The 25,279-nt window shown below is 56.8% G+C and carries 23 protein-coding genes and 1 tRNA gene; 13 read left to right on the forward strand and 11 right to left on the reverse strand.

What is annotated here, in order from left to right; genetic code table 11:
* Positions 1–17: 17 nt before the first annotated feature.
* A complete protein-coding gene (locus CDUR_RS05740) occupies positions 18–143 on the reverse strand; it encodes a hypothetical protein (RefSeq protein WP_267903389.1) in 126 nt (41 codons plus the stop codon).
* Between the two features lie 45 nt (positions 144–188).
* A complete protein-coding gene (locus CDUR_RS05745) occupies positions 189–1,151 on the reverse strand; it encodes a DUF3515 domain-containing protein (RefSeq protein ID WP_179419038.1) in 963 nt (320 codons plus the stop codon).
* Here CDUR_RS05745 and CDUR_RS05750 point away from each other — a divergent pair.
* From CDUR_RS05750 to coaD, 7 genes are read left to right on the forward strand one after another with little or no spacing between them, the layout of a single operon-like run.
* Positions 1,150–2,205 (forward strand): thiamine-phosphate kinase, encoded by a 1,056-nt coding sequence (locus CDUR_RS05750; RefSeq protein WP_267903390.1) that lies wholly within the window; start codon positions 1,150–1,152, stop codon positions 2,203–2,205. The two genes, CDUR_RS05745 and CDUR_RS05750, sit on opposite strands and share 2 nt — an antisense overlap.
* Before the next feature lie 55 nt (positions 2,206–2,260).
* Positions 2,261–2,929, forward strand: a complete 669-nt coding sequence (locus CDUR_RS05755; RefSeq protein ID WP_179417483.1) for a uracil-DNA glycosylase — start codon at positions 2,261–2,263, stop codon at positions 2,927–2,929.
* 11 nt (positions 2,930–2,940) lie between these two features.
* On the forward strand, positions 2,941–4,749 hold the full coding sequence (locus tag CDUR_RS05760) for a DAK2 domain-containing protein (protein ID WP_179417484.1): 1,809 nt from the start codon (positions 2,941–2,943) through the stop codon (positions 4,747–4,749).
* 5 nt (positions 4,750–4,754) lie between these two features.
* Positions 4,755–6,887 (forward strand): ATP-dependent DNA helicase RecG, encoded by a 2,133-nt coding sequence (locus tag CDUR_RS05765; RefSeq protein WP_179417485.1) that lies wholly within the window; start codon positions 4,755–4,757, stop codon positions 6,885–6,887.
* 37 nt (positions 6,888–6,924) lie between these two features.
* The gene (locus tag CDUR_RS05770; protein ID WP_179417486.1) at positions 6,925–7,137 is read left to right on the forward strand and encodes a biotin/lipoyl-containing protein; all 213 of its coding nucleotides are present in this window, start codon (positions 6,925–6,927) and stop codon (positions 7,135–7,137) included.
* A gap of 6 nt (positions 7,138–7,143) precedes the next feature.
* Positions 7,144–7,734, forward strand: coding sequence for a 16S rRNA (guanine(966)-N(2))-methyltransferase RsmD (gene rsmD / locus CDUR_RS05775; protein WP_179417487.1), 591 nt, complete (start codon positions 7,144–7,146; stop codon positions 7,732–7,734).
* Between the two features lies 1 nt (position 7,735).
* Positions 7,736–8,203, forward strand: a complete 468-nt coding sequence (gene coaD / locus CDUR_RS05780; protein WP_040358727.1) for a pantetheine-phosphate adenylyltransferase — start codon at positions 7,736–7,738, stop codon at positions 8,201–8,203.
* Positions 8,204–8,207: 4 nt separating this feature from the next.
* Here coaD and CDUR_RS05785 read toward each other — a convergent pair whose 3' ends face one another.
* From CDUR_RS05785 to CDUR_RS05810, 6 genes are all read right to left on the reverse strand, one after another.
* Positions 8,208–8,972 carry an amino acid ABC transporter ATP-binding protein gene (locus tag CDUR_RS05785; RefSeq protein WP_006062025.1) on the reverse strand — a complete coding sequence of 255 codons (765 nt, stop codon included), beginning with the start codon at positions 8,970–8,972 and terminating at the stop codon, positions 8,208–8,210.
* Positions 8,973–8,975: 3 nt separating this feature from the next.
* Positions 8,976–9,917: an amino acid ABC transporter permease gene (locus tag CDUR_RS05790; protein WP_179417488.1), complete on the reverse strand. Its 942-nt coding sequence runs from the start codon at positions 9,915–9,917 to the stop codon at positions 8,976–8,978.
* Positions 9,918–9,926: 9 nt separating this feature from the next.
* On the reverse strand, positions 9,927–10,901 hold the full coding sequence (locus CDUR_RS05795) for an ABC transporter substrate-binding protein (protein WP_179417489.1): 975 nt from the start codon (positions 10,899–10,901) through the stop codon (positions 9,927–9,929).
* 83 nt (positions 10,902–10,984) lie between these two features.
* Complete coding sequence (locus tag CDUR_RS05800) at positions 10,985–11,350, reverse strand: hypothetical protein (RefSeq protein WP_179417490.1); 366 nt, start codon at positions 11,348–11,350, stop codon at positions 10,985–10,987.
* Positions 11,351–11,712: 362 nt separating this feature from the next.
* Entirely contained in the window at positions 11,713–12,303 is a 591-nt protein-coding gene (locus CDUR_RS05805; protein ID WP_218865406.1) for a phospholipase A2 family protein, read from the reverse strand.
* A gap of 855 nt (positions 12,304–13,158) precedes the next feature.
* Positions 13,159–13,232 (reverse strand) — tRNA-Leu (locus CDUR_RS05810).
* 228 nt (positions 13,233–13,460) lie between these two features.
* Between CDUR_RS05810 and polA the strand changes: the two genes are divergently transcribed.
* Both polA and CDUR_RS05820 read left to right on the forward strand, forming a co-directional pair.
* Positions 13,461–16,106, forward strand: coding sequence for a DNA polymerase I (polA, locus tag CDUR_RS05815; RefSeq protein ID WP_179419041.1), 2,646 nt, complete (start codon positions 13,461–13,463; stop codon positions 16,104–16,106).
* 245 nt (positions 16,107–16,351) lie between these two features.
* A complete protein-coding gene (locus tag CDUR_RS05820; protein WP_179417491.1) occupies positions 16,352–16,732 on the forward strand; it encodes a hypothetical protein in 381 nt (126 codons plus the stop codon).
* A 221-nt stretch (positions 16,733–16,953) separates the two neighbouring features.
* On the opposite strand, the gene CDUR_RS05825 is transcribed toward CDUR_RS05820, so the two are convergent.
* Together CDUR_RS05825 and CDUR_RS05830 are read right to left on the reverse strand one after the other, a co-directional pair.
* Positions 16,954–17,301 (reverse strand): hypothetical protein, encoded by a 348-nt coding sequence (locus CDUR_RS05825; protein ID WP_179417492.1) that lies wholly within the window; start codon positions 17,299–17,301, stop codon positions 16,954–16,956.
* On the reverse strand, positions 17,298–18,092 hold the full coding sequence (locus tag CDUR_RS05830; RefSeq protein WP_179417493.1) for a class I SAM-dependent methyltransferase: 795 nt from the start codon (positions 18,090–18,092) through the stop codon (positions 17,298–17,300). Before CDUR_RS05830 ends, CDUR_RS05825 begins: the two co-directional genes overlap by 4 nt.
* A gap of 199 nt (positions 18,093–18,291) precedes the next feature.
* Between CDUR_RS05830 and rpsA the strand changes: the two genes are divergently transcribed.
* From rpsA to CDUR_RS05850, 4 genes are all read left to right on the forward strand, one after another.
* Positions 18,292–19,767: a 30S ribosomal protein S1 gene (gene rpsA, locus CDUR_RS05835; protein WP_179417494.1), complete on the forward strand. Its 1,476-nt coding sequence runs from the start codon at positions 18,292–18,294 to the stop codon at positions 19,765–19,767.
* Positions 19,768–20,640: 873 nt separating this feature from the next.
* Positions 20,641–22,755 carry a glucose PTS transporter subunit IIA gene (locus tag CDUR_RS05840; RefSeq protein ID WP_179417495.1) on the forward strand — a complete coding sequence of 705 codons (2,115 nt, stop codon included), beginning with the start codon at positions 20,641–20,643 and terminating at the stop codon, positions 22,753–22,755.
* Positions 22,756–22,821: 66 nt separating this feature from the next.
* Positions 22,822–23,409: a dephospho-CoA kinase gene (gene coaE, locus CDUR_RS05845; RefSeq protein ID WP_006062005.1), complete on the forward strand. Its 588-nt coding sequence runs from the start codon at positions 22,822–22,824 to the stop codon at positions 23,407–23,409.
* 102 nt (positions 23,410–23,511) lie between these two features.
* Complete coding sequence (locus tag CDUR_RS05850; RefSeq protein WP_290208087.1) at positions 23,512–23,868, forward strand: hypothetical protein; 357 nt, start codon at positions 23,512–23,514, stop codon at positions 23,866–23,868.
* On the opposite strand, the gene CDUR_RS05855 is transcribed toward CDUR_RS05850, so the two are convergent.
* Complete coding sequence (locus CDUR_RS05855; RefSeq protein ID WP_290208088.1) at positions 23,865–25,259, reverse strand: glycoside hydrolase family 183 protein; 1,395 nt, start codon at positions 25,257–25,259, stop codon at positions 23,865–23,867. The genes CDUR_RS05850 and CDUR_RS05855 overlap by 4 nt on opposite strands.
* Between the last annotated feature and the right edge of the window lie 20 nt (positions 25,260–25,279).

Below are 25,279 nucleotides of genomic sequence, written 5' to 3' on the forward strand. Positions count from 1 at the left end.
TTCGTGAAATTGGCGCCTCAGGTAGTTGCTACGAACGCCAGGCTATAAAAGACGTCGTCCTTGGCAGGCTGGCGGGCACACACGAGGATTCCCTTGCTGATGATTTCCGCATGCATGACGTTGAGGTTATCCAACTCAGACACAGGCTACTGGCAAGCAGTTTTCCACCAAGGAACAGTGGTAGCCGACTAAGCCCTCGGCAGGTGTTCACTAATCGCCGAACTAATCCCCACAATCACCGCATTGCCTGCAGATTGTGGCATGGAGACGGCTACCTCGGCCTCGCGGTCTAAGGCAAACCAGGTGCTGGAGGTGGTGCCGTTAGCGAGGGTGGTGTCCTCGAACCAGGGGATGTCGTTGACTTGCTGGAGTTGCGCGCCGGGCGCGTAGCCGGGGGCGGGGGCCACGCCGCAGCGCAACACCACGGGTTCCTGGCCCTCGGCTGTCCATGCAGCAGAGGCGGCGGGCAAACCTGAGGCGGTAACGCTCGCGGCTTCGAGACGAGTGAAATCCCCGAGGGTATTCGGGAGCGCCGAGAGCAAGGCGTCGCAACGGTCTTCAGTGCCCGCAGATTCCAGGGTGGCAAGCGGCGCGGGATGGGGGTTGACGGCAACGGTGCTCAGGTCAGACATGGACCCCCCGAGGTCATCAACAGGGTTGGCGTGACTGCCCAGAGCGGCGCGGGTGGTTGTGACTGCCACGGCAGGGTGGCGGTTCACGGAATACCAGGTTTCCAGGTTGGTGCCCGGGGTGGCGTCTACCACACGAAGCCAGGTACTCCCAGCGGCATCGGTGGTGTGAGAAAGAGTGGTGTACTGCAACGGCAGCGAGACCCCGCAGCGCAGAGTGATGCTTTCCGTCGAGTTGGAGGACCAAGCGGCGGCACCTGCGGGGGCGGGCTCGGCAATGTCGGTGCGGCGGTGGCCCAGCAGCGAACTGGGCAGACGGTCGATCAGGGTTGAGCATTCGGGGGAGGAGGCATCGGGGGAGTCGATCGCGCTCATGGCCACGGGCTGCCGCGCCACCCTGTCGTAGAACACGCGCGCACCAACAAGCACCGCAATGACCATCGTTAACGCCAATATCAGAGCAAGAACAAGCGGAGCACGGTTTAATGGTAAGAACTGGTCGGTACTCACATCAGTGTCCATGGTGCTGGTTCTATCGCCGGTCATATCGTTTAAGCCTACCCATCGCACGAAAGGGCGTTGCTACGTGACTGCGAAGCCGCTGCACTTTCCCAGCCGCTACACCGGCCCTACCGTCGCCGATGTCGGTGAACGCGCGGTCACCCTCGCCATTCAACGTATGGCACCCAGCTCACGCAACGGTGACGACGCCGCAGTGCTTGCCACACCAGCTCCCAACACACGCACTGTCGTCAGCACTGATGTGCTGGTGGAGGGGCGGCATTTTTCCCTGGACTGGTCCTCAGCGGAGGAAGTCGGGCGGAAAGCAATAGTTCAAAACTTCGCTGACATTGAAGCCATGGGCGCGCGCCCCGTCGCCGCGTTGCTCGGCCTGACCATGCCCGGCCACACCCCGCTCAACTTCGTCCAACGCCTTATCGCCGGAATGTGGGATAAAACTCTCCAGCACAATTCCGAACTCGTGGGTGGCGACCTCACGCGGGCGGAAACACTGATTGTGTCCATTACAGCCATCGGAATCCTCGGCGGTTCCAGTCCAGCACTCACCCTTGACCGTGCGCGTGCTGGTCAGCGCCTCGTGGCCAGCGGCCCTATCGGCTACTCCGCCGCCGGGCTCGCCCTCCTTCGCCACCACGGGCGCACCGGCATCCCCGCAGGTTTCGCTCCGCTTATCGACGCCCACTGTGCCCCCACCCTCATCCCGGGGCGAGGTGTCATCGCCAGGGCAACCGGTGCCACAGCCATGACCGACAACTCCGACGGCCTGATCGTGGACCTCACCACCATGGCGCGCCGCTCCAACGTGCGAATAGACCTTGACAGCGCCGCCATCACTCCCGACAGCCTCCTCCGCAAAGCAGGCGACCACTTAGGCATTGACCCCTGGTCATGGGTTCTCACCGGTGGGGAAGACCACACCCTTCTAGCCACCACCACCAGCGATGCCCCCTCGGGATTCCGCACCATCGGACGGGTCCATCGCACCCACGCCGCCGCACACGTGACCATGGACGGCTACCACCCCACATACACAGCGGGTTGGGAGAGCTTTTAGCCCAGCAGCACGCTAGTTTAGTAACAGAACTTTGTTGGCAAAAAGGAGCATAATCATGAACTCACGCCCACTCCCTGTAGAGGAAGGCTGGGCCACAGTCCTCGAACCGGTCGCAGACCGCATCCACAGCATGGGAGACTTCCTACGGGAAGAAAACGCCTCCGGCAGGGGATACCTCCCCGCAGGCAATGACGTCCTGCGCGCATTCACCTACCCATTCGACGAGGTCAAGGTCATTATCGTAGGGCAAGATCCGTATCCCACGCCCGGGCACGCCATGGGGCTATCGTTTTCCACCGCGCCGGGTGTGCGGCCACTGCCGCGCAGCTTGGTGAATATATTTAAAGAATATTCCAGCGATCTTGGCCTGCCCATGCCGGAAGACGGGGACCTCACCCCGTGGTCGGAACAAGGCGTGGCGCTGTTCAACCGCGTCCTAAGCGTGCAGCCAGGTAAGGCAGGTTCGCATCGTGGCAAAGGCTGGGAAGAGGTGACTGAACATGCCCTTCGCGCCCTCGCTGAGCGCGGGAAACCTTTGGTGGCAATTTTGTGGGGCCGTGACGCGCAGAACACGCAAAAGTTCTTGGGAGATACTGCGTGCATTTGCTCGCCGCACCCCTCACCATTGTCAGCGGCGCGGGGATTTTTCGGTTCCAAGCCGTTCAGCCACGCGAATGAACTTTTAGTGCAACAGGGTGCGGAGCCTGTGAACTGGCAGTTGTAAACTTGTTTGCTATGGCATATCCGACGCGTCTCGATGGTGCTGCCTTGCACAGCTGGGCTGGCAGGGCGGTGGCATGCCTATCCGCTAGGCGCGCCGAGCTCAACGCCCTGAATGTGTTTCCCGTGCCGGACGCGGACACGGGTTCCAATATGGCTCACACTATGGAATCCGCCTTGGCGGAAGCTGACAAATTGTTTGCCGCTTTCGAAGAATCCGGCTCCGAGGCTCCCAGTGTGCACAATGTTGCCGCAGCACTGGCCAGCGGCTCCGTGCGCGGTGCGCGCGGTAACTCCGGTGTGGTGCTTACCCAAGTGCTGCGCGGCATCGCTCAGGTCGCGGCACATGGAAACATCGACGGGACGGCGGTGCGCGATAGCCTGGCCATTGCGTTGGATATGGTGGATCGTGCCATTACGGACCCAGTAGAGGGGACCGTACTGACAGTGCTACGGGCGACGTCGGTAGCCGCGAATGAGGAAGACGATGATTCCCTGCATGCCGTGGTGAAAGCGGCAGTGGATGCAGCGCGCACGGCGTTGGCTAATACCCCATCCCAACTTGATGTGTTGCGCGATGCCGGTGTCGTTGATGCTGGTGGCCAAGGATTTGTGTTCCTGATGGAAACGCTGCTGGATGAAATCGAAGGACGCGGGGACGAGCGCATTCCCGAGCCACTGATGGCAGTGCCGCAGGGAGTGTCTGCGGGCATGTCAGGACTGCAAAGCGTGCAGCACATTGGTGCGAAGGCGTCGAATCACCCCGTTCCAGTGCTGCGTCCCACGTTTTTGGACACTCCGGGCACGCTGGCGGCGGCGCCGTCACATTCGCCGGGCAGGCATCGCAGGCAACCCGATCCGGTGCCCGAGCCACGGCACCCAATTGATCGCCCCAGTTCCCACGGCAGTAAGCAGGAACTGGAGGTGATGTTCTTCTTCCACGTCTCAGAACAGATGTACCTAGAACAGTTGGAGTCGCGCCTGTCTGAACTGGGAAACAGCCTGGCCATCGCTCGGGAGACCGAAACATTTGCGTTGGTGCATATTCACAGCGCCGAGGCCGGCAAGGTGATCGAAACGGCCTTTGCCCTCGGCGAGGTGACTGGGCTCCGGCTGGAGGTGCTGCCCGATCCCACCAAGGTCGACGCGCCCACACGCATTGTGTTGGCGGTGGCACCGGAAGGCACGTTGGCGCGCTTGTTCCAGGACGCCGGTGCCGTGGTGGTGACCACCAGCGCGGACGAGGACATGGATGAGGTGGAAATCGTCTCCCGCATCGTCGCCGCTGTGCGCAGGTATTCGGCATCCGAGGTGATTTTCCTGCCCAACGGCATGCTGTCCAAGCGGGAATTGGTATCTGCGGAACTCGCGAGCCATGCTTCCGAGCGATCCATGACCATCTTGTCCACATCAAAGCTTGTCAACGGCTTGGCGGCGTTGGCAGTGCATGACCCCACCCAGCCTGTCGCAGTGGACGCCTACGCCATGACGGAAGCGGCAAACAACATGCGCACCGCAGATATGCACCCGGCGACTCGGGCGGCGCTGACCCAAGCGGGGGCGTGTTCGAAAGGCGACATCCTCGTCGAGTCAGGTGGCCAAATTGTTCTGGTGGAGGAAAATATTCAAGACGCCGTTAATCGCACCTGTGACCTGCTCCTTCAATCCGGCGGCGAAATGGTGACCATCCTGGCCACCGACGATGCCCGTGCCGATATTGACTTAGATGTGCTACAACGGTTCCTAGAACCGTGGGGCGATGTGGATATTGCCATTTACCCTGCGGAAGGAATGAAGTACAGCGTGGAGATTGGGGTGGAGTAGAAACTGTGTTGGGGTGGGTAGATAACCGACCGCTCAGCGACCTGCTGCCTGACAAAGAAGCAAAGGCGTTGGCCAAAGCGTTCGGTTATCGGACTGTCCAGGATTTGCTGGAACATTACCCACGCACCTGGTCCCACCACGGCACAGGTGTGAACCTGGACACGGTGAATGAGGGGGATATTGTCACCTGCGTCGGGGAGATTGTGTGGGAACACACTAGCTTTACCTCCAGCGGAAAAATGATGCACAAGGTGGTCATTTCTGATGGCTCCGGCGGACAAATCGGTGCCACGTTTTTTCAGGCGAAACTTCCCGCCCGGCAGCTTGTCACAGGCGCGCGCGCCATGTTTTCCGGAAAATTGACCTTCTACCGGGGTAATCCGCAGCTGTCGCACCCCACCTATGTGCTGTTGAAGGGAGACAAGGGAAATCGCCCCCGCACCGGTGCAGGGAGCGGCGGTTTGCGTTCGCTGAGCGCCTATGGGGATGCCTCCTCCATGCAGGAACTGCTCTCCAGCATGGAGTTTCTTCCCGTCTATCCCGGCACCAAGGCGGTACCCTCGTGGCGTGTCCTGGGAGCGATCAATGAAGTGCTCAACCACACTGACCCCGTGCCCGAACCGCTGGATGTGGTGCCCGAGGGGCTGGTGTCGTTTGATGAGGCAGTACGAGGTATACACCGCCCGGATTCCCGCGGCGTTGAGCCTCTAATTGAACGGCTGAAATACAACGAAGCACTATCCTTGGCACTGGTCATGGCGCTGCGGAGGGCAGATGTGGCGGCGCGTGTGGCACCCACCTGCCCGCCGTTGGCGGAAGGATACCGAACCTCGCTGCTCTCCCGGCTGCCATTTGCACTTACCGATGGCCAGGTGGACGTGCTCTCTGAAATAGAAGCCGACCTCAGCACAGCAACCCCCATGAGCCGCCTCCTACAAGGCGAAGTGGGGTCGGGCAAAACCATCGTGTCGCTGTTGGCCATGCTGCAAGTGGTGGACGCAGGCAGGCAATGCGCGCTGCTTGCCCCCACCGAAGTGTTGGCCGTCCAACATGCCCGCGCCCTCACACAACTGCTGAGCGACGCCGCCGTCCCCGCCACCGTGGTTGTGCTCACCGGCTCCATGAGCCAATCCGCCAAGAAACGCGCGCTGCTGGACATCGTGTCAGGCCAAGCCGACATCGTGGTGGGCACCCACGCCCTCATCCAGGAAGGCGTCGAATTTTTCGACCTCGGCCTGGTAGTGGTGGATGAACAACATCGTTTCGGAGTGGAACAGCGCGACCACCTCCGCAACCAAGGCCGCAACGGCGTCACTCCACACCTCCTTGTTATGACGGCCACTCCAATTCCCCGCACCATCGCCATGACCACCTTCGGTGACCTCGCAGTATCCACCCTGACAGAGCTCCCCGGGGGACGCCGACCCATCAGCACAACCGTGGTCCCCGGCTGGAAACTCCCCTGGGTGATGCGTGCCTGGCAACGCATCAGGGAAGAAGCAGAAGCCGGGCGACAAGCCTACGTCGTCTGCCCCCGTATTGACGGGGACGGGGGAGTCATGGACATGTTCGACCAACTCAGCAGGCTGGAATACCCAGACCTCAACGTAGGGCTCCTACACGGACGGATGCGCGGCGAAGAAAAAGACCGCGTCATGTCGGACTTCGCGGCCGGGGGAATCGACATTCTCGTCTCCACCACCGTCATCGAAGTGGGCATTGACGTCCCCAACGCCACAGTTATGTACATCCGAGAAGCCGACAACTTTGGGGTCTCCCAACTCCACCAGTTGCGGGGACGCGTCGGGCGCGGCGGGTTCGACTCTGTGTGTCTCCTCCACACCGACCAATCCCAAGACACGCCTTCCTACCAACGGCTCGTCGCCATCGCCAAAACCACCGACGGATTCCAACTCGCCGACATTGACCTCCGCTCCCGGCAAGAAGGAGACGTCCTCGGAACAGCACAATCCGGTGCATACCGGCGAGTCAAATTCCTGAACTTCCTTGATGACGCCGCCATCATCGAACGCGCCACCGAAGACGCAGAAAAACTTGTCGCACGCAACAAACAACTCGCCGAACAGCTGGTCAGCGACGTCGCCTTAGAACGTCAAGAGTATTTGGACAAGTCTTAGCACCAAAAAGATTCGTGTCTGAGTTAAGCTGTCAACCATGAAAATCTGCGCACCCTTTGCTGGCATCGTGCACTACACCGTGCCAGAAGGCTCCACCGTAACCACAGGAGACGTGGTAGCCATCGTTGAGACGGTCAAACTTGAAGCCCCCGTGATCGCGCCGGGTCCGGGGGTCGTCGATAAGCATGCTCATGTCGACTACGCCGATGTCGTCGGCGGCGATGTGTTGTTGGAATTGGGGGAGGGCTAACCCGAGATGGGGCAAACCCGAATTATTGCAGGTGAGGCGCGCGGCAGGAAGATTACCGTGCCGCCGGAAGGTACTCGGCCCACCTCTGATCGGGCGCGGGAAGGGCTGTTTTCGTCTCTGCAGGTACGGTTTGGATTTACGGGTGCCCGTGTTCTTGATCTGTTTGCGGGTTCGGGCGCGCTGGGGTTGGAGGCGGCGTCGAGAGGCGCTGAAGCAGTGGTGCTGGTGGAGAACGACCCCGCCGCGGCAGAGGTGATTCGCCGCAACATTGAGGTGGTTAAGCATCCGAACGTGCGGGTGGAGGAGATGAAAGCCTCAACCTACCTCGCCCACGCCCCGCGCGAGTATTTCGACATGGTGCTGGCGGACCCTCCCTACGAACTCATCGATGAATCCGTTCGGGAAATGCTGGAGGCACTCATTCCCACGCTTGTCGACGGCGCGGCAGTCGTTGTGGAACGCAACGTCAACTCACCCGAAACCGACTGGCCTGAGTGCTTCATCCCCACAACGCAGAAGCTGAAGAAACGCACCTACGGCATCGCACGCATGGACATGGCCGTCTACCATGCTGATTTAGCAGGTGAGGAGGACTAGCATGCGCGTGGTTTGCCCAGGTTCCTTCGACCCCGTGACCATGGGGCACATTGACATTATTGAGCGTTCCGCACGGCAATTCGACCAGGTGACCGTGCTGGTCACGCACAACCCCAACAAAACCGGGCTGTTCAGCGTGGACGAGCGGGTGTCTTTGATTGAGCAGGCCACTGCGCACCTGACCAACGTGGATGTGGACACCTGGTCTGGGTTGTTGGTTGACTACACTACGCAGCACGGCATCACCGCCATGGTGAAAGGATTGCGCAGCAGCCTCGACTACGAATACGAGCTGCCCATGGCACAGATGAACCAGCACCTTTCCAAGGTGGACACATTCTTCCTGCTCACCGACCCCCGCTACGCCTACATTTCCTCCACATTATGCAAAGAAGTCGCCCGCTATGGGGGCGACGTTCAGGGCCTGTTGCCCGATGTGGTGGCACAGGCAATTCGCGCGAAATTCTAGAACCCTACAGGATGCTGGACAGGAATTCCTGAGTGCGGACGTGCTGCGGGTTATCAATAACCTGCTCGGGGGTCCCCGACTCCACCACTACGCCGCCGTCCATGAATACCACCTGGTCGGCGACTTCGCGTGCGAAGCCAATCTCGTGGGTGACCACCATCATGGTCATGCCATCCTCGGCGAGGGAACGCATAACCCCCAAAACCTCTCCGACGAGTTCCGGGTCAAGTGCGGAGGTGGGCTCGTCGAACAGCATGAGCTTAGGCTCCATGGCCACGGCGCGGGCGATGGCCACGCGCTGTTGCTGGCCACCGGACAGCTGGATGGGGTAAGCGTCGGCCTTGTGCGCCAAACCCACACGCTCTAGCAGCTCCATGGCGCGGGTTTCCGCCTCCTTGGCGGGGACCTTTTTCACCTGAGTCGGGGCTTCGATGATGTTCTGCAGCACCGTGCGGTGCGAAAACAGGTTAAATTGCTGGAACACCATGCCAATGTTGGCGCGCTGAAGTGCGGCCTCGTGTTCGGAAATTTCGTACAGTGTGCCGTTGCGCTCACGGTAGCCGATCAGATCACCGTCCACGTACAGCCGCCCGGCGGTGATTTTCTCCAGGTGGTTCACGCACCGCAGAAACGTGGACTTCCCAGAGCCAGACGGCCCGAGCAGGCAGGTGACATTTCCCTTGGGAACGTGCAGGTCAATACCTTTAAGTACCTGGAGCTGGCCGAAGTTTTTGCACACCTGCTGTGCGTCAATCATGATGTCTGACATGGCCTACTCCTGTGGGGGAACGGGGTGGACGGAGACGTTGCCGGGGAGTTTGCCCTCGGCGTCGGCAAGCGAGGCGAGCTGCCGGGAGGTGAGGTTGCGGGTGGCCCCGCGCTCATAGTATTTCTCCAGGTAGAACTGGCCGACCATCAGTATTGAGGTGATCACCAGGTACCAGGTGGCGGCGACCATCAGCAGTGGGATGGGTTCGAACAGGCTGTAGGAAATATCCATGGACCGCCCGAACAGCTCCAGCGAGTACGGCACGGCAACCACCAGCGATGTGGTTTTCAGCATGGAGATAAGCTCGTTGCCAGTCGGTGGAATAATAATGCGCATCGCTTGGGGGAGTACCGTGCGGCGCATGGTTTGCCACCAGCTCATGCCCAGGGCTTTCGATGCCTCAATCTGCCCCTCCGGGACGGCCTGAATGCCAGCGCGCACAATCTCAGCCATGTAGGCGGATTCGTTCAAGCCAAGGCCGACCACCGCGAGGAGGAACGCGTTTTTCAGGGTTTCTTCCAGGCTGATCTCTGTGAATCCGAGATTGATGCTGCGGTAAATGTGGCCGAGCAAACCCCAGAACACCAGCTGCACGTAGATGGGGGTCCCGCGGAAAATCCACAGATACACCCAGCTCACGCCACGTAGCACCGGATTAGGAGACATGCGCAGCACCGCCAGAATTGCTCCCAAAATGACGCCGATCAGCATAGCCAGCACTGTAAGTGCCAGCGTATGCAAGGCAGCCGTGGCAATGCGTGTATCAAACAGGTATGCACGATACGTGGGCCACCCGAATGCCTCATTGACGGCGGAAGAATAGATGAACAGCACAAACAAAGCCAGCAGGATGGTGGCGGAAACCCACCTACCTGGATGCTTCAGCGGTTTCGCCTGAATCGGCTTTGGTGCTGCTGCCTGTGATGCTGCTGAAAGATCAGACATAGTACTACCTTATGGTGTTGTCGGTGGTTCACCGTTGACGAGCGCTTGATCAGCCAGGCCCTCTTCGATACCCCACTGCTTCATAATGCGTTCATACTCGCCGTTGCGGATTAACGAATCCAGGGCCGCAACCAGTGCGGGGGTGAGTTCAGAGTTCTTGGGAACGGGCCAGCCGTAGGACGCGGCGTCGGCAAGCGGGCCAACCGTCTCGATCTTGCCGTCGGAGCGTGCAACGGCGTAGGCGGTGACAGGGGAGTCCGCAGACAACGCATCGGCGCGACCAAGAATGAGCGCGGTGGCGGCGGCATCGGAGGATTCAAACGCCAGCTTGGTGATTGGCGGTTTGCCCTGTGCGACACAATCCTCGGACCGCTTCACGACGTCGTCTGTGTCCGACACCGTGCCACGTTGCACCGCAACGGTCCTCCCGCACGCATCATCCGGGTTAATGAGATTATCTGGGCGGGCAGCCCACTGGATTCCGGCGGTCAGGTAATTGACGAACGTGAAGTTTTTGCGGCGTTCCTCATTATCCGTGAAGCCACTAGCCCCGAAATCAAGCGAACCGGCAGCCACAGCGGGAAGAATCAAATTGAAATCCATCTCCCGAACCTCAAGCTTCAACCCCAGGGTTTCCGCGACGGCGCGGGCTAGATCGATATCAAAACCAATCATGGTGCCTTGGGAATCCTTGAACTCGGCCGGAGCAAACGGTGGATTCGAGCCAATGATCAACGTCCCACGCTTGGCCACGCTTGGCGGAACCAAAGCCTGTGCCTCGGCATCAACTGACACCGAACTGGGCTCCCAACCGTCCGGTAAGCCAGCCTCGTCGTTGGTCACGCACGCTGCTGTGGTACACATAAGCGCCGCGCAACCAACGGTTGCCATGAGCCTAGTGAAGACAGTGGGGCTGCTGAGCTTGCTGAGTGCAGTGAGCCGGTTGAGTTCGCGGCGCGATGCCCAGCATTGATCAATTGCCATGCGTGGGATTCTAACGCATGGTCACACCCTCCGTTAAGTTGTTGGTACTTTCTTTAAAAGCTAATCGAGGGTGGTCGGGTGTTTTAGACGTCCCTGAGGTCATCCTTGAGGGCGCAGATATAGTCAAACAACTGCGCCGCCAACAGCTCCACATGCTCCCGCCGAACTGGAAAACACGTGGGGTAGGGGAGAGCGTTATCGCTATACGACGTCGTGACAAACCCAGGCAGCAGGAAGAACTCACTGTAAGCATCGAAAAACCGCTTGACCTTTACCGATGCGTCGGCAAGATCAAGCGGCAGGTTCGTCATATCGCAGAAGATTTCGCTATAGTCCGCGTCAATCTGGGCGATAGAAATGAACGGAAACATATTCCCACAGGCGTTGGCGTGGGCGGCGGCACTATCTTTGTGGGTGTTGTGTGTCTGAGTAATGAAGCGTGTAATCACACGTGATACTGTACGCGGCTATACAGGATTGATCCGACCGCCCGAGATGATATACACGATAAAAGCACCCATGAACATGGCGCACATCAAAAGATACGGGAAGAAAGCCGCCATACACGCGAGTACACCGCAACGAACACTTTTCCCCAGCCACGCCAGTATGAACGGGATTATTCCCAGAGGAATTGTGAAGATTATGTAGGGAACATACCCTTCAGGAAAAAACCGGAAAAGGTATTGGTCCACAAAGGGGAACACAATGATCAGCAGTGAGCACAGGATTGACGCGTACTCGTACCTGTTAAGCGGGGAAAGGCGAAAGCGTTGTGTGGGCATTAGGGATCAATTTTGCCGCAATCAATTTAATTGGGATTACAGCTAGGTGTGTACGCGGCAAAAGCTATAGCTATTGAAATAGCTGCCTGCTGCTCCTCTGGTCCCCTAAATTTTCCCAAATTTCGCGTGATTCCATTTATTAGATCTGAGTCACATGAGCATGCGTGATTTCCCTTTTGTCCATAGCATTTATCATGCTCTTGACACAGCCGATCAAGTGTGTCAATTGGTGCGCCAGGGCCGCTATGACTTGGGCCGCAATAATTTCCATGAACTTTGAACTCATCGGTCCCATTCCTGCTCTCGGAAATAGCATTGTATTTCCTGCCTGATTCCAGAATAAGGTCTGATGCGCCAGCGTCTTTGGCAGCTTGTTCATTAAACCTCTTTTGCCCATCCTTCTCTGTGACGAACCGTTGAAGGACAGTCGCCTGCTCATCAATATCACTACTTTTCTTGATGTCAGATGCCTGAGGTTTTTCCTGAGTGGTTGTGGCTTGGGTGGTGGTTTCAGTCTCTTTAGTCTGACCTCCGGGAACTGCCGTTGCCGTCATTGGGGCAAGGGCAAGAATGGCTGCTGCTCCAATGGATGCTGGAATAGACCGCGCGAATTTCATAGTGAACCCTCCTTGAAGTGTTTGATATGGCTGATGATGGATGTTTATTAAGCGTCTATCGACTGTGCTTTGCACGTTATCACTATGCTCCAAAAATGTATATAGAAAATTTTATCTTGATCGCGCAAGATGGTCCTCCCAGTATAGTAGGTTTGCTGTTATTGGTTGTGATAATTTTCTGACTAGAAATGCGTAGGCGACATTGGTTTTTCACACATTTTATAAAATTTTCTTTTATTGAATATGGGTTCATCTTAATGTGGGGTGAGGTGCTTATAATTATTGAAAAATGGCAGGTCAGACTAGTGGGGTGATAAGGGCTTGTTGGCGTATCTAAAATTTTGGGATTATTTCATAGTTGCTGATATTTGAAAGTTTATATAAATGGCAAAAATTTATTTATCAGAGAACGATGGGATGCTCGCATATTACAGTGGGTGGAGATGAAAATTTCGATGCGAAATCATTGGATTAATGTTTGCGCTCCGATTTGGCAAAAGTGCCAGCTTGGGCGGCGTTTTATGCAAAAGAAATGTCACGTCGGGCATTGAAAAATTTGCTGCAAAAGACCGCATGTAAGGTTTGTATATCGTCCGGTGCAACAACATCCCATTTTCGTACCGGAGCATATACAAACTTGACAGGACAATGATGTTGTCCTGTGGGCCACAACCAATCTGAAAACTTGAGACAGCGGCTGGTTGCTGGTGTGTTTCCTGGTGCAGTTATTGCAAGAGAGGCGGGGAGGGGGGTATCACACGCCTTCTCCAAAACCACCGGCCGAATCCCGCGCAACACTAAACAAAAATCCCCGCCCACCGCAAAAAATGCAGGTGGGCGGGGTGTTCTCAGCAGTGCCCCAGGTGAGACTCGAACTCACACTGGACGGGTTTTGAATCCGTTGCCTCTGCCAATTGGGCTACTGGGGCTTACCGGAAGAGATGTTAGCGCATCTAGCCACAAAAGGGGAAATCCGCGCTTGTACCCGCACGCCTGCCTTGCCCGCCCAGCGCAGCGAACCCGCAGCGCCTCACCAGGACCCCATCATGGTCATGTCGGGGTTTTTGAATAGTATTGGGTGCGTGACTTCCACAACATCTCCAGCAGCATCGCCAGCAACAACCCCTACCCGCACCCCAGATACTTCGCGTCGCCTGATGCTCATTGACGGGCATTCGATGGCTTTTCGCGCGTTTTATGCCCTGCCTGCGGAGAACTTCGCCACGACGGGAGGGCAGCACACGAACGCGGTGTATGGGTTTTTGTCGATGCTCACTAACCTCATCAAGGAGGAGCAGCCGACGCACGTGGCCGTGGCGTTTGACGTTGGGCGCCACACGTTCCGTTCGGAGATGTTTCCCGAGTATAAGGCTCAGCGTGATGCCACGCCCGAGGAGTTTAAGGGTCAGGTTGAGTTGATTAAGCAGGTGCTTGAGCCGCTGGGAATTACCACCTTGGAGAAGGAGAACTACGAGGCCGACGATATTATCGCCACGCTTTCGACAGCCGCTGAGCCCCTTGGGTTTGAAACCCTGATTGTCACGGGGGACCGCGACTCGTTTCAACTGGTGAATGGCACAACCACGGTGCTTTACCCTATGCGCGGTGTGAGCACCTTGCACCGGTTTACCCCGGATGCGGTGGAGGAGAAGTACGGTTTAACACCGCAGCAGTATCCGGATTTCGCCGCGCTGCGAGGTGATCCCTCGGATAACCTGCCGGGCATTCCCGGGGTGGGGGAGAAGACGGCACAGAAGTGGATTGTGCAGTACGGATCTCTGGCTAACTTGCTGGATCATGCTGATGAGGTGAAAGGCAAGGTGGGTAACAGCCTTCGCGAGCGCCTTGACCAGGTGAAGTTGAATCGTGATCTCACGGCGATGGTGAAGGATGTTTCTCTTCCTGTCACGCCGGATCAGCTGGAGCTGCAGCCTGCACAGGTGGCAGAGGTTGCCGCCAAGTTTGATGAACTTGAGTTTGGCACGAATTTGCGTGAGCGAGTGTTGTCGGTGGTTGAGGCGGACGGCGCGGCGCCGGACGTTGTGGAGGAAACGGCGCGTGAGGTGGTCGTCGATACGCAACCTCTGGGCGAGTGGTTAGCGGCCCGCGCGGGGCAGGGTTTGGCGCTTGCGGTTGCCGGGAATCCTCAGCCTGCTGACGGTGACGCGTGGTCGCTGGCGCTTCTCGACGCCCAGTCCCACGCCGTTGCTGTTGATCTTGCGGCGATCACGGAGGAAGAGGAGCGGGTGCTGGCGGAGTGGTTGGCTTCGGAAAACCCGAAGTACCTGCATCATGCGAAGGCTGCGTTTCATATGCTGGCTGGGCGTGGTTTCGAGCTGAATGGTATTGCACAGGACACTGCTATTGCCGCGTATTTGTTACGTCCAGGCCAGCGTACCTACGAATTGAAGGATGTGTATCAGCGGCATTTGCAGCGGCAACTGTCCGAGGAAGAAAACACTGGTCAATTGTCGCTTCTCGACGCCCCAGATGACTCCCGTCCCCTCATAGATCAGGCGTCTGCAATCTATGAACTTGCAGTGGAGTTGACCAAGGAATTACAGAAAATTAATGAGTTTGAGCTGTATCGAGATCTGGAAGTTCCACTGATTGGTGTTCTCGCGCGCATGGAGGCTGCGGGCATTGCTGTGGATGTGGCCACGTTGGAAGAACAACGCGACCAATTTGTGGATATGGTGGCAAATGAGGAAGCTGCCGCTCGCGAACTCGCAAACGATCCGAATTTGAACCTTTCTAGCCCCAAGCAGTTACAGGTTGTGTTGTTTGAAACGCTCAGCATGCCGAAGACCAAGAAAACAAAGACGGGCTATTCTACGGCGGCCAAGGAAATTGAGGCCCTGGCGGTAACTAACCCTCACCCGTTCCTGGATCATCTGCTCGCACACCGCGAATACCAGAAGATGAAAACAACCCTTGACGGGTTGATTAAAGCCGTTGGTGCCGACGGTCGCATTCACACCACATTCAACCAAACCGTCGCATCCACTGGGCGTTTATCCTCGACAGATCCGAATCTGCAGAATATTCCCGTCCGCACCCCGGCAGGGCGCAAAATTCGTTCCGCTTTTGTGGTGGGGTCCGGCTATGAGACCCTGCTGACCGCTGACTATTCCCAGATTGAAATGCGCGTGATGGCGCACCTTTCCGGTGACGCCGGCCTGATCGACGCCTACAAACGCGGCGAAGACTTGCACAACTATGTTGGTTCCCGCGTTTTCGACGTCCCGGTTGATCAGGTCACCCCTGAATTACGACGCCGCGTCAAAGCCATGTCCTACGGCCTTGTCTATGGTTTGTCTGCCTTTGGTCTTGCGCAGCAACTCGGTATCCCGCAAGGCGAGGCGAAACGCATCATGGAAAACTATTTTGAGCGTTTTGGTGGTGTGAAACGCTACCTCGATGACGTGGTTGTTGAAGCTCGTAACGAAGGCTACACCGCCACGCTTTTCGGACGACGCCGCTACCTGCCGGAACTTCTTTCCGATAACCGCGTTGCCCGCGAAAACGCCGAGCGTGCCGCCCTCAATGCACCCATTCAGGGCACCGCCGCTGACATTATCAAGGTGGCCATGCTGCGTGTCGACACCGCCCTCAAAAAGGCAGGTATTACATCTCGCGTGCTTCTGCAGGTCCACGACGAACTCGTTGTCGAAATCGCCCCCGGCGAACTTGAACAAGTTCAAGAGATCGTGGAACGTGAAATGGACAACGCTATCACTCTAACCGTGCCACTTGAAGTATCCGCAGGGCACGGACCAAACTGGGATGCGGCGGCGCACTAGAATTAACTACCCCCGTTTGCTGAGAATTTTGCATCGATTTAGTAGACGAGGGGTTTTCGGTAACAAAAATGCTATCTAAATATTTTTCATGATAAAATTGATACAGTAATGACTTGCTGCGGCTATTGAAAATGAAAACACTTTAGTTGCCAACACCCCTGCACGAGCAATCTGCTGTAACTATTTTTTCCGGGAAACATACTAACTAGATGTAAAGGAAAATTTGTTTCTCAGGAGGTCAAATTATGTGGAAGCCACGTTCATCGCTGAGGGCTGTGGTTGCTGGGCTAGTTGCTGTTGGAGCTTCGGTTGTGCTTGTCCCGCAAGCAGCCGCAAATAGCTTCACCGAAACGCTTGGGGACGCAACCGGTGAGACCATCACCGTGACATACAACGATGGTGATGATCAGTTCTGTGTCAACTATGCGCCCAGTAGAGTCAGGGGCTACTACACGGTTGAGTTGCGGCCAGACAATCCGCACCGCGGACCGTCACATACATTCGACGTTGTTCAAGGTAAAGGCACTAAGTGCGTTTCGCTAGCTCGGGCATATGAAGATACGCACTACTCCTACAAGCTTGTTAGCAATTGGTGGGACTACGGCGGAACACCCTTCTACTCATAGTTCCATATAGTGATTGGTCCGTCTGAATGTCCTGGGCGGGCCAATTACTATGCTGGAGAGAAAGGGACAATAAAGTCCTTGAACTTGCGACGCTGTTCTGCAAGATCACTGTCAAGACGATATATTCCAGATCCTCATGCGGCTATTCTTCGTCACGACTGATTATTAACGATGGAATCGCGCAGGATAACTAGAGTTTGTTCACCATAAGGAGCATAAGGCTAGCGTAACGCCGCTGGCGCGGGGAAGGGAATGGTGATTTCCTCGCCAACATCCTCTACAGCATCAGTAAGGGCGGTGGTCAGGACGATGCGATCGTCGTACACATGCTTGATGCGAACGGTTAATTCTTCGCTACCATCTGCCTGATACTGGAATCTGCCGGTAAGGCACCGCAACCCGATTGCGTCAATGGCGGCTTCGGCCTCATCCCAGGAGTCAACGAGTTCTAGGGGCTGGCCGAGTCGATTGTAGGGAAGTAGTTGGGGTGCGTGGGTGTCTAGATCCACCCACCCGATGAGTTCGCGGTCGTCGGAACGCCTGTGCTCGACCCAGTGCGCTGGAATCATGAGTTTTCCTCCAGGTGTGAAACAAAAATCGCCGTTCCGGGGAATAGTTTGCCACGTAGTGGCGACCATTGCCCCCATTCTTCGGTGAGGTGGTCGGGCCACTCGGGTTCAATCACGTCGTCGATAATGAAACCAGCGGCTATGAGCTCGCGAATACGGTCGCCGAGTGTGCGGTGATGCTCCACGTAGGTTGCTGTGCCGGTGTCTGGGTTGCGTTCAACATAGGGCGAGCGGTTGAAATAGCTGGTGAATACTGTGAGGCCGCCTTCGCCGGGGTTGTCGGGGAAGATCCATCGCATGGGGTGTGTGATGGAAAAGACAAAGCGTCCTCCTGGTCGCAGGACTCGTGCGACTTCCCGCATCAACCCGGCTGAATCAGCGACAAAGGGAATGGCGCCGAATGTGGAAAAGGCGATGTCAAAGGAAGAATCGCGGTACGGCATGTCCACGGCGTCGGCCTGAACAAGCGGCACTGTGGTCTCGCCTGCGTGGGCGATCATGTTGGCGGAAATGTCAAAGCCCGTCACAAACCCGGCGCCGTCAGCCGCGAGCCAGCGCGAGCAGGGTGCAGACCCGCAGCCTATCTCCAGCACTCGGGAGGTGCGGGCGTCGCCAAGTAGGCGAATATCGCGTTCGTGAAGCATCTCGGGGCACCAGTAGAATTCGCCGGTGGGGGAGGTGGAACCGAGATAATTGGGGTGCTCCTGATGGTAGTTGTTGGCATCATAGTCCCACCAGGAACGATTGGCTGCGGAGGACTCCTGGTTCGTCACGGCTTCGGATGCTCTCATGTGATGCGATTCTATTTGCTCTAGCAGGGAAAATGCGTTATGGTGTCTAGAGCGTGTCTGTGCTGGAGAGTGTGGTTACTTTAAATAGGAGAGTCGGTCGTGCTTTCTAGTGAGATCAAACCCCGCATCTACGTGGGGATTTGAAAGATTCGCATCCTGTCCGTTTTCTATTCCTATTTGTTATCGGAGCACTCTACATATGCCCACCAACAACACCCCTCAGGTTGCCGTCAATGACATTGGCTCCGCTGAGGACTTCCTCGCCGCAGTCGACGCAACCATCAAGTACTTCAACGATGGCGATATCGTGGAAGGTACCGTCGTTAAGGTTGACCGCGACGAGGTACTGCTCGACATCGGCTACAAAACCGAAGGTGTGATTCCTTCTCGCGAACTTTCCATCAAGCACGATGTCGATCCGGGCGAGGTCGTCCAGGTTGGCGACGAAATTGATGCACTGGTTCTGACCAAGGAGGACAAGGAAGGCCGCCTCATCCTCTCCAAGAAGCGCGCACAGTACGAGCGTGCCTGGGGTGCCATTGAGGAACTCAAGGAGAAGGACGAGCCGGTCACCGGTACTGTCATTGAGGTTGTCAAGGGCGGCCTCATTCTGGACATCGGCCTCCGCGGTTTCCTTCCCGCATCTCTTGTTGAGATGCGTCGCGTTCGTGACCTGGATCCTTACATCGGCCAGGAAATCGAAGCAAAGATCATCGAGCTGGACAAGAACCGCAACAATGTTGTGCTGTCCCGTCGTGCATGGCTTGAGCAGACCCAGTCTGAGGTTCGCTCTGAGTTCCTGCACCAGCTTCAGAAGGGCCAGGTCCGCAAGGGCGTCGTGTCCTCCATCGTCAACTTCGGCGCATTCGTCGATCTGGGCGGTGTGGACGGACTGGTTCACGTTTCCGAGCTGTCCTGGAAGCACATTGATCATCCTTCCGAGGTTGTCGCTGTTGGCGATGAAGTCACCGTCGAGGTCCTTGACGTTGATCTTGATCGCGAGCGCGTCTCCCTGTCCCTGAAGGCCACCATGGAAGATCCGTGGCGCGTCTTTGCTCGCACCCACGCTGTTGGCCAGATCGTTCCTGGTAAGGTCACCAAACTGGTTCCGTTCGGCGCGTTCGTCCGCGTCGAAGAGGGCATCGAGGGTCTGGTTCACATCTCCGAACTGGCAGAGCGCCACGTTGAGGTGCCGGACCAGGTTGTCGGCGTCAACGAAGAAGCAATGGTCAAGGTCATCGATATTGACCTTGAGCGTCGCCGCATCTCCCTGTCCCTGAAGCAGGCTGATGAGGACTACACCGAGGACTTTGACCCGTCGAAGTACGGCATGGCCGACTCCTACGACGAGCAGGGTAACTACATCTTCCCCGAGGGCTTCGACCCAGAGACCAACGAATGGCTCGAAGGTTTTGATGCCCAGCGTCAGGAATGGGAAGACCGTTACGCCGAGTCCGAGCGTCGCTTCCAGCTGCACACCGCTCAGATTGAGCGCCACCGCGCAGCTGCTGCCGCTAGCGCAGCTGAGGAAGGCTCCACTCCTTCCAACTACTCGTCTGACGATGCCGCTGCTGCCCCCGCAGCTCCTGCCGCTGACGCAGAGGCTGAGGTCAGTGGCTCCCTCGCTTCCGATGAGCAGCTTGCAGCCCTCCGTGAGAAGCTGGCCGGCAACTAACTAACCAGTTACCGCGCCGTTTGTCGCGTTCAGTATTAACCCCTGAGGTTCTTGTGACGTATCCGCGAGAATCCGGGGGTTTTCTGCTGTTTGTATGTGTTTTGCGTGCGGGAAAACGCCTCGTGCAAAGTATGCTTATGTTCGGGTGCAAAAATGCCTTGTTTTCGTGCTTGGGGATAAGCATACTTTCATGCAAATATTTGCACTAACGCTGTTCAATGGTTTTTGGCTCGCCATGATCTATCAAACTGCCATTTTTCCTGGTTTTTCTGGCAGTTTGGTAGAGCGTGAGTGGCAGTCTGGTTGTTGTGGTCTACGAAATGTGCGCTCAGCCTGTCCGGGGTGTGAGTTTGATAGACTCCAACATTCCCCTGATAACTAAGTCCACCCTCAAGCACGAAAACACCCCATTCCGATCCTAGCAATGGACCTACTCGGCATAAATACTGTTTAGGTTTTTGCATTGTCGGCATCACAGCAGGGATCATCGGGTGCCATTGTGGCTCACAGCAACCTATCGCAAATCATCGGGCGGCATTTTAGCAGAAGTCGCAGCAATAACCAACACAAACGGTATGGTGTGATTCTTCTTGCACGATAATGTATAAAAAGCACAGATTTTAGCAAAAGCGCTGCTGAGGCTTGCTTCCGGTGCGCCTCCTGCTGGATATGACATTATCTGGACATGTTGGAATGTTTTGCTTCAAACGCATAAGATTGTGGGGAATCACCGGAGAACCGGGCATAAGTGGGTGAACTCACAGGGATTTGCAGCTTGGTTTGTGGTAGAAGCGGGCTTTTGCGCGCTGTATCTCTCTTGGTGCTTGCAGTCCAGGAACCCCTGGGTCTGTAATATATACGAAAGGTTCGAACATGGCGTCAAAAGTTGCGACGGCATCGCAGTCGATTCTTGACAATGTGGGCGGGGCGGACAACATTGCCAGCCTGACTCACTGTGCGACGCGTTTGCGCTTTCAGCTTGTCGATCAGTCCAAGGCTGATCAGACCGCATTGGATGATATTCCTGAAGTCTTGGGCGTTGTTCCTCAGGGTTCAACCGGCCTTCAAGTGGTGATGGGCGGCGACGTTGCCAATTATTACCAGGAACTCGTCAAATTGCCGGGTGTGGATAAGAGCGGCGAGGAAAAGAAAGCAGCAAGCTCCGGCAAGAAAGAATACGGCGGTGTCCGAGGACGATTCGGGTGGGTTGATTACTGCTTTGAATTCCTCTCTGACACGTTCCGTCCGATTCTGTGGGCTCTACTGGGGGCCTCACTGATTATTACGATTCTGGTGCTGTGTGATACTGCCGGTATTCAGGATTTCCGTGCCGAGGTCCAGCCTCCAACGTTCCAGTTCATGCACGCCATGTGGCGCAGCGTTTTCTATTTCCTGCCGATTATGGTGGGTGCTACTGCTGCCAGGAAGTTGGGCGCTAACGAGTGGGTGGGTGCCGCTATTCCGGCAGCCCTGCTCACACCGGAATTTTTGGCCATGAAAGAGCTGCCAGACACTGTGGTGACACAAAACTCGGTGGGCGTCGACATTTACACTGTTGACGTCTGGGGCATTCCGATGGTGCTGAATGATTACGGTGGGCAGGTGTTCCCGCCGATGCTTGCTGCTATCGCGCTGTACTGGTTGGAAAAGGGCCTGAAGAGGATCATCCCGGCCGCAGTGCAGATGGTGTTTGTGCCGTTTATTTGTTTGCTGGTTCTTATTCCGGCAACAGCGTTCCTGCTCGGTCCCTTCGGTATCGGTGTAGGTAATGGCATTTCCAGCGCGCTGGAAGCTATCAATAATTTCTCCCCGTTCATTCTGGCTATTGTGATTCCGCTGCTGTACCCGTTCTTGGTGCCCTTGGGTCTGCACTGGCCACTGAACGCCATCATGATTCAGAACATCAACACCCTGGGTTACGACTTCATCCAGGGCCCCATGGGTGCCTGGAACTTTGCTTGCTTCGGTGTTGTCGCCGGCGTGCTTGTCGTTTCGTGGCGTGAGAAGAACCGTCAGATGCGCCAGGTTTCCTTTGGTAGCTTGATGGCCGGTTTGCTGGGCGGTATTTCTGAACCGTCCCTGTATGGTGTGCTGCTGCGTTTCCGTAAGACCTACATGCGTCTGCTTCCCGGCTGTTTCGCTGGCGGTGTTGTTATGGGTCTGTTCTCGGTGAAGGCATATGCGTTTGTGTTTACCTCCGCACTGACCACCGTCGCCATGAAACCAACCTTCGGCTACATCATTGGTATTACTGTCGCCTTTGTGACGTCCTTCCTGCTGGTGGTGTTCTTCGACTACCGCTCCGCCGATGAGAAGGCTGAGGTTCTGGCCCAGATCGCCGCTGAGGAAGGCAAGGAAGATTCGGACGATGCTGCGGGTGACGACGCCCCAGCTGCCGCAGCTTCTGCCGAGGCTGCTGCTCCTGTTGCTGCCGCAGCGACCGCAACGGCAACCGCGAGTGCCACAGCCACTGCAGTGGCGGAAGCACCTGCGAAGACGGCCCTCGAACCCGGCGCGGTAACCGAACTGACGGCACCCCTTGAAGGCAAGGCTCTCCCATTGTCGGAGGTTCCTGACCCGATTTTCGCTGGTGGTCGTCTCGGCGATGGCGTTGCCATCGAACCCAGCAACAACACGGTGGTTGCTCCTGCAGATGCCAAGGTACTCATGGTGCAGAAGAGCGGTCATGCCGTGGCGCTGCGCCTGGATAGTGGCGTGGAAGTTCTCATTCACGTGGGTCTTGATACAGTGCAGCTCGGTGGTGAGGGCTTTGATGTTCATGTCACCCGTAACCAGAAGGTGACCGCGGGTGAGCCGTTGATCACCTTTGACCCGCAGGTGGTCAAGGCGGCTGGCTATCCGCTGATCACCCCGGTTGTGGTGTCCAACACCAAGAAGTTTGAGAAGGTGGAGGGCCATCCAGCCGACCAGGTGACTGCCGACTCGGTGATCATCACCACCACGGCGAAATCTGAGAAGTCAGACTAGTCACATCACTCAACACAAGCCCCCGTCACCACGACGGGGGCTTGTCACATTGTTAGGCTGAAGTACATGTTACTCATTGGCCTGACAGGCGGGATCGGCAGCGGTAAATCAACCGTGGCGGCGATGCTCCGGGACCAAGGCATTCGCGTCGTCGATGCGGACCAGATTGCTCGTGAAGTGGTGGAACCTGGACAACCTGCCTTGGCTGAGCTTGTAGAGGTGTTTGGGCAGGATATTCTCAACGACGATGGCAGTCTCAACCGTCAAGAGCTGGCCAATCGTGCGTTCGCCACTGAGGAAGCCACCAATGCGCTGAATGCCATCACCCATCCACGAATCGAGCAGGAAACCCAGCGGCAGTTTGACCTTGCGGCCGCCGAGAAAGAGAACTTCCTAGTCTATGACATGCCATTGCTGGTGGAGCGGGGTCTGCACGAGGAGATGGATATGGTCATTGTTGTGCACACTGACATTGAGGAGCGCGTGCGGCGGTTGGTTGAGCATCGTGGATTAGATGAAGATGATGTTCGTCGTCGTATGTCGCACCAGGTTGATGATGTGACTCGACTCGCATCTGCGGATGTTTTGATCGACAATAATGGAAGCGTCGATCATCTCCGCAAGCAGGTTGATGACTTCCTCGCCACTTTGTGACGTGTTCGTTTCAGTAGATAGGTTTAGTGTCGCGTGCCAACAGGATTTTTCTCACCATTTACGTTCGTACCAGTGTTCATGTTTATCGTGCTGGTATTGGTAGTGTCCACCTTCATTTTTCAATTTGTTCAGCAGATTAAAGACCGCAACAAAGGCGAGCAGCAAGAAGAAATACGGATGATGGACGCACAGGCCGAAGCACGTCGCTGGATTGAGCGGTTGGGGTCGGAAGTGCTCACGACATCCGGTACAGACGAGGCGTCGACAAGCCTCATTGGGACAGCATCTGAGCGTTACAACTCTGCGCAAGCAAGTCTTGGCTCCGCTCAGACTCCGCGGCAGGCGGAACTTGCAGGCGAAATTGCGATTGAGGGGCTTCATTTTATGCGTGATGCCCGTCTCGCCATGGGTATGCCCGCAGGTCCAGACCTTCCTCAGTTGTCGCGTGGTGACAATTAACGTGTCACCACGTCGTCCTCTGTGACCACACCGTCATCGGCGGTGGCGGCCGCGACCTGCTCGGGCTTGAGAACCTCAACAACCTCTAGGCCGTCGTCGGCAACCGGATCCGGGTTGACATCGCCAGAGGCCAAGAGCGGAACGCCGAAGAGTTCACTAAGGTTGGTGCGCATTACCATCACGTTGTAGTTTGACCAGGTGGTGGCCACGAAATACAGGTTGTGGTCATTATTCGAGGGGAGGATGAAACCACCGTAGAGGTCGCCAATAGTGGCGGTATCCACCAGCATGCGTTTGCTGCTCCATGGTCCGGTGGGAGAATCGGCGGTCCGCAGCACCATGCCATTGCCGTCGATGTAGAGGGCAATGAATTTTCCGAGGTAGGGGTTCCACGCAACCGAGAGTTCGGAAACACTGCCGTCAATCACGGCTGCGGCTCGTGTTGGCGTGGCCGACCAGCCTGCACCGTCGAAAAACTCGAAAGCGTCTTCCTTGGGGAATTGTGCTTTAGGGGCGCGGGCCACAATTGCGCTGCCATCACGCCCCGATGGGGTGCTGAAACGGTAGATGTATCCACCGTGTTCTACAAACGCTGACATTTGAATGCGCTCGTTCCCGGCGCGGTACTGTCCGCCGCCGGGCATCGATGGGCCTTTGTTGGCACGCTGGGATCCCGGCACCACTGTCCAGTTTTCACCGTCAGTGGAGGAGACGGTTGCTGCGTAGTTGGTGAACCATTCGCCGGGGCGTCCCCAGCTACGTACAGACATGAAGTCAATGTACTGGACTCCGTTTACTGTGATACCTGCGGTGGGAATCACGGTGTGTTCAACACCTGGTTCTTTCAAGGAAGGGATAAACTCCCGGGCGCGTCCTTGTCGTGCATATCCGTGTTCTGTCAGTGCTTCCTCAACAGTTACGCCGTCGGTGTAGTTATTGTCGCTGGTGCGCATGATGGTATTGCTGCGCCATTCTCCAGCGGAGCCGTCGCAGGCCATGGTGTCGCCGAATACCAGCATGGTGTGCCCGGCAGCATCTTTGTACGCGATGCCGAGGTCGGTGCCCGCGATGTCGAAAAGGCGGTCGGTACGGGGGTTTGAGCCTGGGCCGGTCAGTGACTGGATCGCCTGGGTGTGGCCTTTCAGCACAGGAAGTTCGCCGGGGGAGCCGTTCAACCATGGCGGATTGGAGCTGCCAGCGCCGCTCGATAGGCCATTCGATCCAGAGGATAGCTGGCTTGACAGGGAAGGTCCTGCGGGAGCCGCACGACGGGAGCAGGGCTCGGCGGTGGCAGTCGGGGCGTCGATAAGCATCATGGACACAAGGCACGCTATTGTTGTGATAGCAAAAGTACTGTGGCGCTTACGCTGCGCGTTTAAAGAAATATGCACGAGGGTTAGAGTACTAAATC

Origin of the sequence: Corynebacterium durum (genome assembly GCF_030408675.1) — a bacterium.
Classification (GTDB): Bacteria; Actinomycetota; Actinomycetes; order Mycobacteriales; family Mycobacteriaceae; genus Corynebacterium; species Corynebacterium durum.